Source organism: Amycolatopsis sp. NPDC033938, assembly GCF_055575975.1.
The window spans coordinates 962,990-978,173 of the sequence record NZ_JBVIRO010000001.1 but is presented as its reverse complement, the minus strand read 5'-3'; the positions used below and the strand labels follow the sequence as shown (position 1 = coordinate 978,173).

Annotated in this window: 16 protein-coding genes; 6 read left to right on the top strand and 10 right to left on the bottom strand. The window is 69.1% G+C overall.

Annotation, left to right across the window (positions count from 1 at the left end; all coding sequences use genetic code 11):
* Positions 1-80: 80 nt before the first annotated feature.
* The 3 genes from ACZ5ZX_RS04885 to menD form a co-directional block, all read right to left on the bottom strand.
* Positions 81-524, bottom strand: a complete 444-nt coding sequence (locus ACZ5ZX_RS04885) for a DUF3592 domain-containing protein (RefSeq protein ID WP_465500691.1) — start codon at positions 522-524, stop codon at positions 81-83.
* Between the two features lie 22 nt (positions 525-546).
* Positions 547-2,061: a M1 family metallopeptidase gene (locus tag ACZ5ZX_RS04880; protein WP_465500690.1), complete on the bottom strand. Its 1,515-nt coding sequence runs from the start codon at positions 2,059-2,061 to the stop codon at positions 547-549.
* Positions 2,062-2,159: 98 nt separating this feature from the next.
* Positions 2,160-3,836, bottom strand: a complete 1,677-nt coding sequence (gene menD, locus ACZ5ZX_RS04875) for a 2-succinyl-5-enolpyruvyl-6-hydroxy-3-cyclohexene-1-carboxylic-acid synthase (protein ID WP_465500689.1) — start codon at positions 3,834-3,836, stop codon at positions 2,160-2,162.
* 57 nt (positions 3,837-3,893) lie between these two features.
* Here menD and ACZ5ZX_RS04870 point away from each other — a divergent pair, with 57 nt between their 5' ends.
* From ACZ5ZX_RS04870 to ACZ5ZX_RS04855, 4 genes are all read left to right on the top strand, one after another.
* Positions 3,894-4,817, top strand: a complete 924-nt coding sequence (locus ACZ5ZX_RS04870) for a 1,4-dihydroxy-2-naphthoyl-CoA synthase (RefSeq protein ID WP_465500688.1) — start codon at positions 3,894-3,896, stop codon at positions 4,815-4,817.
* Positions 4,818-4,876: 59 nt separating this feature from the next.
* Positions 4,877-6,001: an o-succinylbenzoate--CoA ligase gene (menE, locus tag ACZ5ZX_RS04865; RefSeq protein WP_465500687.1), complete on the top strand. Its 1,125-nt coding sequence runs from the start codon at positions 4,877-4,879 to the stop codon at positions 5,999-6,001.
* Positions 6,002-6,063: 62 nt separating this feature from the next.
* A complete protein-coding gene (locus tag ACZ5ZX_RS04860; protein ID WP_465460410.1) occupies positions 6,064-6,219 on the top strand; it encodes a hypothetical protein in 156 nt (51 codons plus the stop codon).
* Between the two features lie 103 nt (positions 6,220-6,322).
* Positions 6,323-7,192, top strand: a complete 870-nt coding sequence (locus ACZ5ZX_RS04855; protein WP_465500686.1) for a 1,4-dihydroxy-2-naphthoate polyprenyltransferase — start codon at positions 6,323-6,325, stop codon at positions 7,190-7,192.
* Positions 7,193-7,461: 269 nt separating this feature from the next.
* Here the strand turns inward: ACZ5ZX_RS04855 and cds1 are convergent, their stop codons facing one another.
* Genes cds1 through ACZ5ZX_RS04840 form a run of 3 tightly spaced genes read right to left on the bottom strand, consistent with a single transcriptional unit; the run spans position 7,462 to position 9,319 of the window.
* Positions 7,462-8,544, bottom strand: coding sequence for an L-cysteine desulfhydrase Cds1 (gene cds1 / locus ACZ5ZX_RS04850; protein WP_465500685.1), 1,083 nt, complete (start codon positions 8,542-8,544; stop codon positions 7,462-7,464).
* The gene (locus tag ACZ5ZX_RS04845) at positions 8,541-8,834 is read right to left on the bottom strand and encodes a DUF4229 domain-containing protein (RefSeq protein ID WP_465460407.1); all 294 of its coding nucleotides are present in this window, start codon (positions 8,832-8,834) and stop codon (positions 8,541-8,543) included. The genes cds1 and ACZ5ZX_RS04845 overlap by 4 nt, the downstream gene beginning before the upstream one ends.
* A gap of 11 nt (positions 8,835-8,845) precedes the next feature.
* Positions 8,846-9,319, bottom strand: a complete 474-nt coding sequence (locus ACZ5ZX_RS04840; RefSeq protein ID WP_465500684.1) for an Lrp/AsnC family transcriptional regulator — start codon at positions 9,317-9,319, stop codon at positions 8,846-8,848.
* 250 nt (positions 9,320-9,569) lie between these two features.
* Here ACZ5ZX_RS04840 and ACZ5ZX_RS04835 point away from each other — a divergent pair, with 250 nt between their 5' ends.
* A complete protein-coding gene (locus tag ACZ5ZX_RS04835; protein ID WP_005151795.1) occupies positions 9,570-9,782 on the top strand; it encodes a BldC family transcriptional regulator in 213 nt (70 codons plus the stop codon).
* Between the two features lie 148 nt (positions 9,783-9,930).
* Positions 9,931-10,113 (top strand): hypothetical protein, encoded by a 183-nt coding sequence (locus ACZ5ZX_RS04830; RefSeq protein ID WP_465500683.1) that lies wholly within the window; start codon positions 9,931-9,933, stop codon positions 10,111-10,113.
* Between the two features lie 3 nt (positions 10,114-10,116).
* Here the strand turns inward: ACZ5ZX_RS04830 and ACZ5ZX_RS04825 are convergent, their stop codons facing one another.
* The 4 genes from ACZ5ZX_RS04825 to ACZ5ZX_RS04810 all read right to left on the bottom strand — a co-directional run bounded on the left by ACZ5ZX_RS04825 (position 10,117) and on the right by ACZ5ZX_RS04810 (position 14,880).
* On the bottom strand, positions 10,117-11,445 hold the full coding sequence (locus ACZ5ZX_RS04825; RefSeq protein WP_465500682.1) for a MinD/ParA family ATP-binding protein: 1,329 nt from the start codon (positions 11,443-11,445) through the stop codon (positions 10,117-10,119).
* An 80-nt stretch (positions 11,446-11,525) separates the two neighbouring features.
* A complete protein-coding gene (gene ccsB / locus ACZ5ZX_RS04820; protein ID WP_465500681.1) occupies positions 11,526-12,506 on the bottom strand; it encodes a c-type cytochrome biogenesis protein CcsB in 981 nt (326 codons plus the stop codon).
* Between the two features lie 5 nt (positions 12,507-12,511).
* Positions 12,512-14,110, bottom strand: a complete 1,599-nt coding sequence (resB, locus tag ACZ5ZX_RS04815; RefSeq protein WP_465500680.1) for a cytochrome c biogenesis protein ResB — start codon at positions 14,108-14,110, stop codon at positions 12,512-12,514.
* Positions 14,107-14,880 carry a cytochrome c biogenesis CcdA family protein gene (locus tag ACZ5ZX_RS04810; protein WP_465500679.1) on the bottom strand — a complete coding sequence of 258 codons (774 nt, stop codon included), beginning with the start codon at positions 14,878-14,880 and terminating at the stop codon, positions 14,107-14,109. Before ACZ5ZX_RS04810 ends, resB begins: the two co-directional genes overlap by 4 nt.
* Positions 14,881-15,184: the final 304 nt, after the last annotated feature.

The following is a 15,184-nucleotide window of genomic DNA, read 5'->3' as shown; positions in this document are numbered from 1 at the left end:
ACGCGAGTCACCCGCTCGGTCACACGAACCACCCGTGCGGAAACGGCGATCACGCGTGACTGGACGGAGATCTCGCGTGATCAGACGGAGGACTCGGCGCGTGACCGGGTGTTCTGCCGCCGGATCCACCACAGCAGCGGCCCCGCGATCAGCCAGGTGAAGAAGACCATGCTGCCCAGCGGCAGCAGTGTGTTGACCGCCGACCGGCCTGCCACCCGCGCGAGTTCCGGGTCACCGACGTCGTACTCGATGTTCACGAGCTGCTCGGCGGCGAGCCCTGCCGGGTAGAGGACGCCGTTGGCCGGGCTGTGCACGATGCCGTCCGGGGTGGCGTAGTTGATGATCGTGCGGTCGAACGTCACCTTCTCGACCTGCGCGGTCGCCTGGCCGAGTTGCGCTTCGATCGCGTTGTCGTTGCGGATGGCGGCGAACAGCAGCGAGCAGCAGAGCACGGTGACGAGTGAGGCGACACCGAGGGCGGCGTACCACCCGATGCGCCTCACCCGCTCCGTTTTGGCCGTCACGCCGCGAGCGTAGCGCTACCCGTCAGTGGGCGTGTCGCTCGGCGAGGAATTCGTGCGTCGCCCTGATCCGCGGGTAGGACTTCGGTGCGACCGGCGCCACAGCGGCCCGGAGGGCGGGCGCGCCGTTCGGCCCCGCCGCGGGCTTGCCCTTGGTGTAGAGCCAGGTCTGGAACAGGTCGTACAGCGGCTTGCCCGAGATCTTCTCCGCCAGCGCGATGAACTCCGGGATCACCGCGGACTTGTGCTTCTTCACCTGCTGCCAGGTCTGCAGGATGCGGAAGAACGTGTCGTCGCCCACAGCCTTGCGCAACGCGTGCACCGCGAGCGCGCCGCGGTCGTAGACGGCCGCGTCGAACTGGTTCTCCACGCCCGGATCGGCGGGCAGGACCTGCCAGAAGGGGTCGTCGGCGGGTGCCGAGTCGTAGATGTACTGGGCGAGTTCGTCGGCCGTTCCCTCGCCGGTCTCCTCCGACCACAGGAACTCCGCGTAGGAGGCGAAGCCCTCGTTGAGCCAGATGTCGCTCCACTTGCCGAGCGTGACGCTGTCGCCGAACCACTGGTGCGCCTGCTCGTGCGCGACGACCGAGGTGTTCGAGCCGGACCGGAACGCCCGCGCGCCGTACACCGGCCGCGTCTGGTTCTCCAGCGCGAAGGTGATGCCGGTGGTGGCGACGCCGCCCTGTGCCTCGAACGGGTAAGGCCCGAACTTCGAGGCGAGGAACTCGGTGATCTCCGGTGTCCGCTCGATGCTCGCCTTGGCCGCGCCGAGCGATTCGCCGAGGTCGGCGCCGTAAGCGGTGACGAAGGGCTGGCCGTTCGGCGTGGTCTGCTCGTTCACCTCGAACTTGCCGACCTCCAGCGACGTGAGATACGTCGCCTGCGGTTTGGTGCTGCGCCAGTTCCAGCGGGTCCAGCCCGGCCGCTGCGCGGTCTTGCGCACGAGCGTGCCGTTGGACAGCGCCGCGACGTCGTTCGGGACCTCGACCGAGACGTCGTAGGTGGCCAGGTCCGTCGGATGGTCGTTGGACGGGAACCACCAGGCCGCGCTCTGCGGTTCGTCGACGGCCAGCGCGCCGTCCGGGGTCTTCTTCCATGCGGTGAAACCGTCGATCTTCACCTTCGACGGCGTATCCGCGTAGGCCACGACGACGGTCGCCGCCTGGCCCTTCTTCAGCGGGGTGGCCGGGGTGACGGTGAGCTCACCGGTGCCGTCGGTCGATGTCGCGAACTTCGCGGGCCTGTTGTCGACCCGGACGCTCGACACCTTCAGGCCGAAGTCAAGGTTGAACCGCGAGAGGTCCTGTGTCGCGGTGAGCAGGATCGTCGTGGCCCCGGACAGCAGGTCGGTCGACGGCTGGTAGCTCAGCCGGAGGTCGTAGTGCCCGACGTCGTAGCCGCCGTTTCCGGCGTGCGGGTAGTACGGGTCACCGACGCCGATCGAGCCGGGGGCGGGCGCGGCGGCCGCGGTGCCCACGAGCAGCACCGTGACGACGCCCGCGGTCAATCCGGCGAAGCCGGCGCGAGTCTTCAAGCGCATTGAGGATCCCTCCCAGGATTTGTCAGCGCGCTCGAACGTAGCCAGACGATCAGCGGCCAGACACGTCCGAAGGAGGGGTTCCCAGCCTCTGGAAACGGCTAGACAGCACGCACGGCGGAGGACACCGCCGTACGGAGGCGCGCGTGCAGCTCGCGATGGCGCGTTCGGTCCACCCGGACCTCCACCACTCGCAGACCGGGCGCGGGCTTCAGCGCGGCGCGGAACTCGGTGAGCGTCTCCGCGACGACGTGCGGGACGCGGTAGCCCGCGCACAGCGCGCCCAGATCGGCGCCGTGCGGCGTGCCGAAGACACGTTCGAAGCTCGCGTTGTGCTCCGGCGCGCCCTGCTCCAGCAGCGAGAAGATGCCGCCGCCGTCGTCGTTGAGCACCACGATCGTCAGGTCGGGGCGTTGCTCGGCGGGCCCGGTCAGCAGGCCGCTCGCGTCGTGCAGGAAGGTCAGGTCCCCGAGCAGGGCGTACGAATGTCCCCTGTGGACGGTGGCGGCGCCGATGGCGGTCGACACCATGCCGTCGATCCCGGCGACACCGCGGTTGCGGTGCACGAGGACGTCGGGCCGCAGGCGTCCGGCGAGCGCGACGTCGCGGGTCGGGTTGGACGAGCCGACGACCAGCAGCGACCCCTCCGGGACCGCGTCGACCAGTTCGGTGGCCAGGCGCAGCCCGCTCGGCCACGGTTCGGCGGCCAGCGCTTCGGCCACCGCCGCCGACGCCGCCTTGTCCGCGCGCTGCCAGCTGGCGAGCCACTCCGGGTCGGCGGGTTTGGTCGGCTCGTCGAACCACTGGCCGACCTGCCGGACGTTGTGCGCGGGCGCGGGCCAGTCCGAATCGGGCCGGACCAGCAACACCTCGACGTCGGGATCGGACAGGACCCGCTGGACCTGCCGGAACACCGTCGGACGGCCGATGCACAGCACCTGCTCCGGCTTGTGCCGCGAGATGAACTCCTCGACGCCGAGCAGCCAGGCGCCGGACGAGATCGCCGTCGCGCCCGCCAGCCCGATCCCGCCGGTTTCGGAGACGACCGGCCAACCGTGCAGTTCGGCCCACTCGCTGGCGGCCTGCACGCCGGTGTCGCAAGCGATGACCAGACCGGTACGGGCCGAGGGGACCACGAAGGAGGGAAGCGCGCCGAAGTCGGGAAGTTCGGTCCAACGGGCGCCGTCGGGACGCCCTTCGAGTGACTCGAACCACTCACCGTCATCGTCGATGTCCGGCACGAGCGGCTCACGGAACGGGATGTTCAGGTGTACCGGCCCGCAGCGCCATTCGCCGTACGCGGCGTTCCAGGCGCGGCAGATCTGGCTGCGCCAGTACGAGTTCTGCCCGGCGCGGCGTTCGGCGACGGCCAGCTCGTCGAAGTAGCGGATGGCGTTGCCGTAGAGCTGGTGCTGGTCGATGACCTGGCTCGCGCCGGCGGCCCGCAGCTCGGGCGGGCGGTCGGCGGTCAGCACGATCAGCGGGACACCGGCGCGATCGGCCTCCAGCACGGCGGGGTGGAAGTTCGCGGCCGCGGTGCCCGAGGTGCACAGCACGGCGACGGGGCGGCCGGTGCGCGCGGCGATACCGAGGGCGAGGAAGGCGGCGCCGCGTTCGTCGATGCGGACGTGCAGCTGGAGGCGCCCGGCCGCCGCCGCGTCGTAAAGCGCGATCGACAGCGGGGCGTTGCGTGAGCCAGGACAGAGGACGACGTGCGAGACGGTGTTGCGGACGAGCTCGTCGACGATGACCCTGGCCTGCGCGGTGGATGGATTCACCGGCAGACCTCGGGTTTGACACTACGACTCACGGCCACACGTCCTATTCTCCCAAACGTGGATGACGCCCAGGTTTCCGAGCTGTTCGACCCCGCCTTGTGGACCGAGGTCGAAGGTTTCGACTTCACCGACATCACCTATCACCGCTCCGCTGAGAGCCGATCGGGCAAACGCGTCGTGCGTGTCGCGTTCGACCGTCCCGAGGTCCGCAACGCCTTCCGCCCGCACACCGTCGACGAGCTGTACCGCGCGCTCGACCACGCGCGGATGAGCTCGGACGTCGGGTGCGTCCTGCTCACCGGCAACGGCCCGTCGCCGAAAGACGGTGGCTGGGCGTTCTGCTCCGGTGGTGACCAGCGTATTCGCGGACGCTCCGGGTATCAGTACGCGGATGGGGAGACCTCTGACACGATCGATCCGGCGCGGGCCGGACGGCTGCACATTCTCGAGGTCCAGCGGCTGATCAGGTTCATGCCGAAGGTGGTCATCGCGGTGGTCCCTGGCTGGGCCGCCGGTGGCGGGCACTCGCTGCACGTGGTGTGCGACCTCACGCTCGCCTCGGCCGAGCACGCGCGGTTCAAGCAGACCGACGCCGACGTCGGCTCGTTCGACGGCGGCTACGGCTCGGCGTACCTCGCCAAACAGGTCGGGCAGAAGTTCGCGCGGGAGATCTTCTTCCTCGGCCGGGAGTACACGGCCGAGCAGATGCAGGCGATGGGCGCGGTCAACGCCGCCGTCCCGCACGCCGACCTCGAAACCGAGGCGCTGGACTGGGCGTGGACGATCAACGGCAAGTCGCCGACGGCGCAGCGGATGCTGAAGTACGCGTTCAACCTCACCGACGACGGCCTGGTCGGCCAGCAGCTCTTCGCCGGCGAGACCACCCGGCTGGCCTACATGCAGGACGAAGCCGTCGAAGGCCGCGACGCGTTCCTGGAGAAGCGCTCTCCCGACTGGTCGGCCTTCCCGTACTACTACTGACCAGGCAGATCGCGTTTAGCCCGCTAACTGCGCTCCGGCGGCGGACGTAGGCTGGCGGGATGCGTGCGGTAGGGGTGGACGGGAGTCCGGAGTCGATCGCCGAGCTGACCACGGCACTGGCCGAGGCGCTCGGCGGCGGCCCCGCCGTCCTCCCGTACGCCTCGGAGACCCTGCGGGACGCGATGGAACCGACGCGCCCGGCCGAGCCCGGGACAGCGGTGATCATCGCCACCTCGGGGTCCACCGGCGAGCCCAAGGGCGTCCTGCTCTCGGCCGCCGCGCTGGTCGCGTCGGCCAACGCGACCCACACGCGGCTCGGCGGGCCGGGGCACTGGCTGCTCGCCACTCCGGCGCAGTACATCGGCGGGCTGCAGGTGCTGGTCCGCTCGCTGCTGGCCGGGACGACGCCCGCCGTGCTGCACGCCTCCGGTTTCCGGCCCGACGACTTCGCCGAGGCCGCCGCGCCGCTCCTCGCGCTGGACGGGCCGCGCTACACCGCGCTCGTCCCGACCCAGCTCGGGCGGCTGCTCGACGACGGCGGGCCTGGGCTGGCCGCGGCCCGCGCGTTCGACGCGATCGTGATCGGCGCCGCGGCGACCACCGCGGACCTGCGGGAGCGCGCGGCCGAAGCGGGCGTGAAGATCGTGCCCGCGTACGGCATGAGCGAGACGGCGAGCGGCTGCGTGTACGACGGCGTGCCGCTCGACGGCGTGCGGATCGAACTCGACGACGAGCGGGTCTGCGTCGCCGGGGACGTCCTCGCGCACGGTTACCGCCTTCGACCGGAACTGACCGCCGAAGCGTTCGACGGGGGCCGGTTCCGCACCTCCGACCGCGGACGGCTCGGGCCCGATGGCCGGTGGGAAATCCTGGGCCGGATCGACGACATGATCAACACCGGCGGGGTGAAGGTGGCCGCCGCGGCCGTGGAACGGGTTTTGACCGCACAGCCCGGAGTCCGCGACGCGTGCGTGGTCGGCGTACCCGATCCCGAGTGGGGTGAAGCGGTCGTCGCGCTCGTCGTCGGCGCTGGTTGCGACGTCGATTCCTTGCGCGCGGCGTGCCGCGAAGAAGCCGGTGCGGCGGCCGCGCCGAAGCGGGTCGAGTTCACCGAAGAACTACCGTTGCGGGGCCCCGGAAAGGTCGATAGGGCGGCGGTACGGGATCTCCTACTAAGGTCGTGAATTTCCCACCGATTACTGGGACTTTGTTGACAGAGTCATTACCCGCGGGTTTACGTCTAAGCATGACGCGCTGGACACGCACAGTATTGGCCTGCACCGCCGTCACGATGGGTCTGGTCGCTTTGGCCGGACCCGCGCTGGCGGACGAACCGGAAATCGCCGTTCCGAACAGCGGCACGCTCACCTGGACGCTCGAAGACGTCCTCGACGTGAAGTAGCGCGTTTCGTCCTCTGCTCGCGGTGACTCGATGCCGCAGGCAGAGGACGAAATGCGAGTAGCCCCACGTACCGACCGGTAGTGGCCAGGGCCAGAATGGCGGCATGGCGACTGCTGGTGAATGGATCGAAGGGGCGCGCCCCCGGACGCTGCCCAACGCGGTGGCGCCGGTGGTCGCCGGAGTCGGCGCGGCCGTCGCGCTCGACGGCTTCTCCTGGCCCCGCTCGGTTCTCGCGCTCCTGGTCTCGCTGGCCCTGATCGTCGGCGTCAACTACGCGAACGACTACTCCGACGGCATCCGCGGCACCGACGAGAACCGCGTCGGCCCGCTGCGGCTGGTCGGCTCCGGCGCCGCGAAGCCGAAGGCGGTCCTCGCCGCCGCTCTCGTGGCCCTCGGGCTCGCCGGGGTTCTCGGCCTCGTGCTCGTCGCGATCAGCGGGCTGTGGTGGCTGCTGGCGATGGGCGCTGTCTGCATCCTCGGCGCCTGGTTCTACACCGGCGGCAAGAAGCCTTACGGCTACTACGGTTTCGGCGAGATCGCCGTCTTCGTCTTCTTCGGGCTGGCCGGCGTGCTGGGCACGGTGTACGTCCAAGCCGGACAGATCAGCTGGACGGCGTTCGGCTGCGCGGTCGCCGTCGGTTCGTTCTCGACCGGCGTGCTGACCGCCAACAACCTCCGCGACATCCCGACCGACATCGAGTCCGGCAAGCGCACGCTCGCCACCCGGCTCGGCGACAAGGGCACGCGGCGGCTCTACCTGGTGCTGGTCGCGGTGCCGTACGTCGTCAGCGTGCTGCTCGCCTTCGTGACGCCGTGGGCGCTGCTGGGGTGGGCGACCGCGCCCTTGCTGCTGAAGTCGGTCAAGGCCGTCGGCGGTGGCGAACAGGGTCGCGCACTGATCCCGGCGCTGCGGGACACCGGGTTCGCCATGCTGGGCTGGGCGATCCTGACGGCCATCGCGCTGTCGCTCTGAGCCGCCACCGGACCTTTGATGCGGGACTGCGTGGATTTCGGGACGTTGGATGACCCTGAATCCACACAGTGCGGCCGCGATTGGCCGGTCATACGCTCACGTGGGCCAGGCGGCATGAGCGCGATGAACGGACCGTTCATCCCTTGAGTTTCGCGCCTGGAGCCACTACCCGTAGTGATTCAGCACCCAAGTGGCCGCTAAATGTGGCCCAGGCGATAGCAAAGGTCCCTCGCTCTTTTGGTGATCCGGCCAACCTGAGGTAAAGCCCCTCAGCTCTCCGGAGCGAACTTCCCGCTCACCAGGAACTCCCGGCACTTCTCCAGATAAGGCGCGATGTCGAGGTTCTTCTGGGCCAGCCACTCGTCGTTGTAGTACGTGTTGGCGTACCGCTCGCCGCCATCGCACAGCAGCGTGACGACGCTGCCCGCCTGACCCTCGGCGAGCATCCGCGAGATGAGGGTGAACGCACCGTAGAGGTTCGTCCCGGTCGAGCCGCCCGCCCAGTGCCCGGTGTGCTCCCGCAGCAACCGGATGGCCGCCAGCGAACCGGCGTCCGGCACCTGGAACATCTCGTCGATCACGCCGGGCACGAAGGACGGCTCGCACCGCGGCCGCCCGATACCCTCGATCCGCGACGGCATGCCAGTGCCGTAGTCGAGCGCGCCGGTCTCCCAAGCCCCGTAGAACGACGAGTTCTCCGGGTCGACGACGGCGATCTTCGTGGTGTGCCGCTTGTAGCGCACGTAGCGGCCGAAGGTCGCGCTCGTGCCGCCGGTTCCGGCGCCGACCACGATCCACGTCGGTACGGGGTGCCGCTCGGACTGCATCTGCGCGTAGACCGACTCGGCGATGTTGTTGTTCCCGCGCCAATCCGTCGCACGCTCGGCGTAGGTGAACTGGTCGAGGTAGTGGCCGTTGCACTCGGCGGCGAGGCGCTCGGCCTCCGGGTACATCGCGGGCGCCTTGTCGACGTAGTGGCACTCGCCGCCGTAGAACTCGATGAGCGCGATCTTCTCCGGCGAGGTGCTGCGCGGCACGACGGTGATGAACCGCAGCCCGAGCATCCGCGCGAAGTACGCCTCCGAAACCGCCGTCGAGCCACTGGAGGCCTCGACGAGCACGGTGTCCTGCCCGATCTGGCCGTTCACCAGGCCGTACAGGAACAGCGAGCGCGCCAGCCGGTGTTTGAGCGAGCCGGTCGGGTGGACGGACTCGTCCTTCAGGTAGAGGTCGATCCCCCACTCCGCGGGCAGCGGGAAGACGTGCAGGTGCGTATCCGCGCTGCGGTTCGCGTCGGCCTCGATGATGCGGACGGCCTCGCGGACCCAGCTGCGGCTGTGGAGCCGGCTCACGCTGTCCCGTCCACCCGGTCGCCACGCAACTGGGAGCGCAGTTCGGCACGGGCGCGAGCGCGCTTTTCGTTGCGGCGCGCGAGCCCGGCGGTCACGCGCGCGTTCAGCGGGCGGAACAGCAGCAGCCCCAGTGGCAGCCCCACGACCAGGCCGATCAGCAACGCGACCAGCAGCGGGACGTTGACCAGCAGCAACCCGCCACCGATGACCCCGACCAGGAGGAACCTGGCCAGCACGTACAGCGTCAGGTCACGGGCGAGGTGATCGGCGGTTTCTGGAGTGTCGCTCACATCAACGCAGGCTACGCGTCGCCGTTGCGGCCGTCCTCCAGACCCGCGTTGTTGGGCCGTCCCTCGAAGCGGGTGGAAAGCACGACGGTGGTGTTCGTCCGGCCGACGCCGGGGATCCGCCGCAGCCTGCCCAGCGTCCGCTCCAGGTCGTCGACGGTCGCCACCCGCACCTTGACGACGAACGCCTCGTCACCTGCGACGGCGTAGCAGCTTTCGACCTCGTCCAAAGCCCCGAGCGCGGCCGCGACGTCGTCTTCGGTCGCGGTGTCGGTGGGGTGGATGCCGACGAGCGCCGTCACCCCGAGTCCGACGGTGCTGGGATCGACCATGGCGTGGTAGCCGGTGATCACCCCGGCGGCTTCGAGTTTGCCGACCCGCTCGTGCACCGATGAGGCCGAGAGGCCGACCGATCGGCCGAGGTCGGCGTAGGTAGCCCGCCCGTTCTCCCGCAATGCCGCGATGATCTTCCGATCCACCTGGTCCACCGCTACACCTTAGGGGCCATGCGCCGATTCGCATGACAAGGGCGGGTTTTTCGTACCTCTGTGACAAGACCGGCGGGTCGCGGAGCGCATGTCTCGCTTGTCGGTTTTGCCCTTTAAGGGCTCTTTACTATTGGACAACCGTTCGAGTACCTGACGGGTGAGATGCAACGATTGCCGTGTTGGCTACCCCGGCACGACGGGCATTGGGCCCGCCTCCGGTTTAGCACTGGAACCGTGAAGGAGGCGGAAAATGACCGCGACGATGGGCGGAAGGTTGCTCACCCCCGGCGAAGTGGCGGCCCTGTTCCGGGTCGACCCCAAGACCGTGACCCGCTGGGCGACCGCGGGCCGGATCGGCTCGATCCGCACTCCCGGCGGGCACCGCCGGTTCCGTGAGGCCGAAGTGAACGAGCTCCTCGCCGAGCTGACCACCGACGCCAGCGAACCCGCCCGCAAGGTCTGACCTCGCGTTTTTCGCATAAAGGACTCCGGTGACGAAGGGCTCGAATGGCCCTTCGTCACATTGGGGTATCCGTAGGTCCCCCCGTACGCGGTAAAGAGGCTAGCCTCGTGGGACTGAGCAACGTCCTCCACGCGGAAAGGGACCGAGCATGATCTATCTGCTCGCGGCCATCGGAGCGCTCACCGTCGCCGTTGTCTTATGGCGCGCGTTCGGGATCGAGCGCGTCGGGGTGCCCTCGTCGCGGCCGACGCTGGCCCCGGACGACGACCCGGACTTCCTGCGCAAGCTCGGTGAGCAACAGCGCAAGAGTAAAGACGAGGACAAAGAGTAAGACTCAGGGCTGGACCTGGCGGTACTGCTGGCCTCCGAAACCGTCGGCGACGGTGGCGGCCAGTTCCAGCAGCGCCAGCCGGGTGTCGGCGTGGAGCCGGTCCAGTTCGATCTCGGCGCCCTCTTCCAGATGCGGGTCGAACGGGATCCGGCAGACCGACCGGACGCGTGCGCCGAAGTGCGCGGAGAGCTTGTCGAGATCGACGGAGCCACCCTTCGGGCGCACCGAGTTGATCACCGCGACAGACCGTTTGACCAGGTCGCCGTAGCCGTGCGCCTCAAGCCAGTCGAGCGTCGCCGAAGCACTGCGCGCGCCGTCCACGGAGCCTGACGAGACCACCACCAGCGCGTCCGCGACGTCCAGGACGCCCTTCATCGCCGAGTGCATCAACCCGGTCCCGCAGTCGGTGAGCACGATGTTGTAGAAGTGCTCCAGCAGGTTGACCGTGCGCCGGTAGTCGTCCTCGGAGAACGCTTCCGAAACCGCCGGGTCCTGCTCGCTGGCGAGGATCTCCAGCCGGCTTCCGCCCTGCGAGGTGTACGAGCGGACGTCGCTGTACCTGGTGATCTTGTCCGCGTCCCGCAGCAGATGCCGTACGGTCGCGGTGGTCTCGATCGGGATCTTCTGCGACAGCGTCCCGCGGTCCGGGTTGGCGTCGACGGCGACGACGCGGTCACCGCGCAGCGACGCGAACGTCGAGCCCAGCGTGGTCGTCGTGGTGGTCTTGCCGACGCCGCCCTTGAGGCTCAGCATCGCGATCTTGTAGCACCCGCGCAGCGGCTGGTTGATCTGCGCGATCAGCTCGCGCTTGCGCGTGTCGGCCGGACTCTCCCCCGGGTTGATGAGCTTGCCGGTGCCGACGTAGACCGCTTTGCGCCAGCCCGATTGCGGCTTGCGCTTCTGCGGCTTGACCAGGCTCGCGGTGGCGAGTTCGTCCGGGAGCGCGTGCCTGCCCTGCGGCTGCGGCAGCCCCGGGACGGCGGGCTGCTGGACAGGCTGCTGGGGCGCGTACTGCTGCTGCGGCGGGTACTGGGCTGGTTGAGGCTGCTGGGCTTGCTGCGGCTGCAACGGGGGCAGGTTCTGGTCGTACGGCTGCTGGTACTGCCCGTGCGAAGGCTGCGGCAGCGGTTGCTGGGCGGGCTGCGCGTACTGAGCCTGTGGCGCCTGCTGCGGGTACTGCGGCTGGACGACCTGCGTCGGCTCGGCTTCGAAGCCGCCCGCGTTCGGATGCGGCGCCGAGTCCGTCCTGTCCTCGGAGAACAACTCCGAGGGCTGGACGCTCTCGGTGGGTTCGGGGTGGCCAGGAGCCGATTCTTCGCTGGGTCCGGTCACCGCTGAATTCCTCCTCCGCGCACGTCTTCCCCCACTACCTCAAGTATCGACGGTAGTCGGCTCGCGTGCAGCGGTGTCGGTCAGCCCCCGGCGTAGGAGTGCAGGCCCGACGTCACCAAGTTCACGAAGAACATGTTGAAGATCGTCGCGGAGAATCCGACGATGTTGATGATCGCGGCCCGCTTCCCGCGCCAGCCCGCGGTGGCACGGGAGTGGAGGTACGCCGCGTAGACGACCCACGCCACGAAAGCGACGGTCTCCTTGGGGTCCCAGCCCCAGAACCGGCCCCACGCCGCCTCGGCCCACACCGCGCCGCAGAGCACGCCGAAGGTGAAGATCGGGAAGGCGAAGATGGTGGTGCGGTAGGCGATGCGGTCGAGTACGTCTGCGGCGGGCAGCTTCGAGCCGAACTTGGCGAACTTGGCCGGGTTGTCGTCGTGCGCGGCGCGGAAGAGGTAGAGGACGCTGGCGACACCCGGCACCAGGAACACCCCCGAGCCGATGATCGCCGCGGAAACGTGGATGACCAGCCAGTACGACTGAAGCGCGGGCTGCACCGGCGCGGCCGTCGTGTACAGCATGGTGCCGTTGACGAACATCAGGATCACGACCGGCAGCAGCAGGAAGCCGGTGAGGTGGCGGACCGGGAACTTCCGGATGATGACGAGCCAGGTCACGACGGCGATGAAGGTCGTGGCCATGCCGTATTCGTAGAGGTTGCCCCACGGCGCGCGGTGCACGGCGAGCCCGCGCAACACGATCGCGGACAGGTGGAGCAGTGCGGCCAGCACCAGCAGCGCGGCACCCATGCGGCCGATGCGCTCGGGGCGGCCGATCTCACGAGGGGGCTCGACGGGTGTCCCGTAAGCCGGCGGCGTCGACGGCGGACCGCCCGCGCCGACCAGTTCGCGGGAACGCTGGATGCTGCGTTCCGCCGCCAGGCGGCCCTTCGCCCCGAACCCCTGCTCGACGAGGGCGAACATCAACGCGAGGACGTAGATCGCCGCCGCGGTGGTGTAGGAGTAGTCGCTGTACTGGGACAGCGTCTCGTTGATCGGCATGACCTCTAGTTGCCTCTCTGCCCCTGGACCAGCTTGGCGCTGATCCGCTGGAACTCTTCGCCGTAGCCCGCCTGATCGGTGCGCGCCAGCCCGGCGACCTCGATCACGGTACCCGTCTCACCTTCGCGCGCCGGTGTCACCCGGACCCATACGCGGCGCCGTTTGACCAGCAAGGATCCCGCCAGCCCGATCAGCATCGCGATCGCGCAGACCAGCACCCAGCCCTGCACGGGATCGTGCGAGACCTGGATCGCCACCCATTCCTGTACTCCGTCGAAGCGGACCTTCGTGCCGTCGTCCAGCACGGTTTCCTGGCCCTGGTTCAAATTCTGCCGGGTGAGTTTCTTGAGCCTGCCGTCCTCGACGAGCGACTGGTCGATCTGGAAGATCGACTGCCCGCGGCCTGCGTCGAGGCCGAGGTCGCCGCGATAGATGTCGACGGCGACGGCCGGTTTGTTCGCCTCGGGCCGCGACGACGTCAGCACGTTGCCGTGCATGAACGCGGTCGGGGCGAGCAGGCCGGTGATCGCGAGCTGCCGGGTGCGGCGTTCGACCGGGTCGGTGATGCCGGGCTGGTCGATCTTCGTGGCGCCTTCGGAGAGCTTCGTCGGCTCGTCGGCGGGACGCCACGGCGTGATGTTGGAGCGCACCGTGCCGTCCGGGAAGGTGACCGTGAACTTCGGGGAGTAGCCGAAGTTCAGCAGGTAGACGCGGTCGCCGGCGGTGCGCAGCGGCGAGTTGACCTCGAGTCCGTACGGCTTCCAAGCGCCGGTCTTCAGGTCTTCGCCGGACTGGTACTCCATGTTGGAGTGGTAGTAGTTCGCCTGCCCGGCCTCGGTGTAGCGCGCTTCGAAGTCCTTCAGCCGGATGCAGAAGGCGTTGAGGTCGGTGCCGTCGACGCGCAAGCCGGCGTTGAAGGTGTCGTAGCCGAGGATGCCGGAGTTGCACCACGGGCTGTTGTCGGCCTGGACGATGACCTGGCCTTCGTAGCCGAAGAGCTTGCCGAGCGCGAAGAAGATGATCAGGCCGAGCATGCCGAAGTGGAAGACGAGGTTGCCGGTCTCGCGGAGATATCCGCGCTCGGCGGAGATGCTTCGGCCGCCGTCGGCCTCTTCGCGCTCTACGCGGCGCCAGCCCTTGAGCAGTGCGTGAGTGTCCTTCATGACCGTCTCGGGGGTCCGGTCGGTCGTGGTGGACAGGTGATGCGGCATCCGCGAGAGTTTGCGCGGCGTGAGCACCGGCTTCGCGCGCATCGCCTTCGCGTATTCGAGGCTGCGCGGCGCGAGACAGCCGATGAGCGAGACCATCAGCAGGATGTAGATCGCCGAAAACCAGACGCTGCCGTAGACCTCGAAGAACTGCGTCTTGTCGAGCAGTTCGCCCCACCAGCCGTGCGCGGCGATGTACTCGTCGGTCTTGGCGACGTTGAGGTTCCGCTGCGGCAGGAGCGCGCCGGGCATCGCGGCGAGCGCGAGCAGGAACAGCAGCACCAACGCGGTGCGCATCGACGTCAGACCACGCCACGTGTTGCGGAGGAAGGCGAGGGCGCGCTTCAGCGGCGTCTGACGGTATTCCTTCTTGGGCGGTGCTTCGGTGGTGGTCACAAGGGCAGCCTGAGGTCGGTGACGAGGGTGTTCCGCATCCAGCCGGTCATGTCGCCCCACAGTCCGGTCACCAGCAGGACGCCGACGATCAGCAGCACTGCGCCGCCGAAGACCTGCACCTGGCGACCGTGGCGGCGCAGCCAGTCGGTGGCGCGGACGGCCCAGCGGGCACCGAACGCGATGAGGAGGAACGGCAGGCCGAGGCCGAGGCAGTAGACCAGGATCAGCACGTACCCGCGCGCCGCCGCCCCGCCGGTGGCGCTGGCCATGGAGATGACCGCGGACAGCGTCGGCCCGATGCACGGCGTCCAGCCGAGCCCGAACACCGCGCCGAGCACCGGCGCGCCCCACAGACCGCCGCGCGGCACGTGGTGCGAACGGAACTCGCGGCGCAGCCCGGGGATCCAGCCGAGGAAGACCAGCGCCATCGCGATCGTCAGTACGCCGCCGAGACGCTGGAGGAGATCCATGTTGATCTGGACGACGGCGGCGATCCACACCAGCGTCCCCAGTGTCACCACGAAGACGACGGTGAACCCGAGCACGAACAGCGCCGCCGCGCCGACGACGGCGTAGCGGCCCTTCTTGCGCTCTTCGTCAGCGCTGACCGCGGGGGCGTCCGCACCGACCAGCGCCGCCAGGTACGCGAGATACCCCGGCACCAGCGGGACGACGCACGGTGACGCGAAGGAGATCGCCCCGGCCAGCAGCGCGACACCCGCCGCGAGCAGCAGCGGCCCGGAGAGGGCCAGCTCGGTCACACCGTTCACGCAAAGGAGCGTAGGCAGTGTGGTCGAGGTGAAAGCGCCGGGGCGTCCCCAACGGGACCTACGTCGCACCCGGTCAGGACCTTGGTCCCGTCCCACCGCGTCGCGTTTAGCCCGCTAAACGCGATCCTCGCGTGGGCACCGACCGCGTTCGGAGGACGAAACGCCGGGTTGACCGTGGCGCGAAGTGAGTGGTCGGGTCAAGGTGGTGGGGGGTGGGGGTGGTGGGGGGGGGAGCCTAAGCCGCCCCCCCCCCCCCAGGTGCCGCCCCCCCCCCCCCCCCCAAAGGCACGAGCCCCGCCGCGGG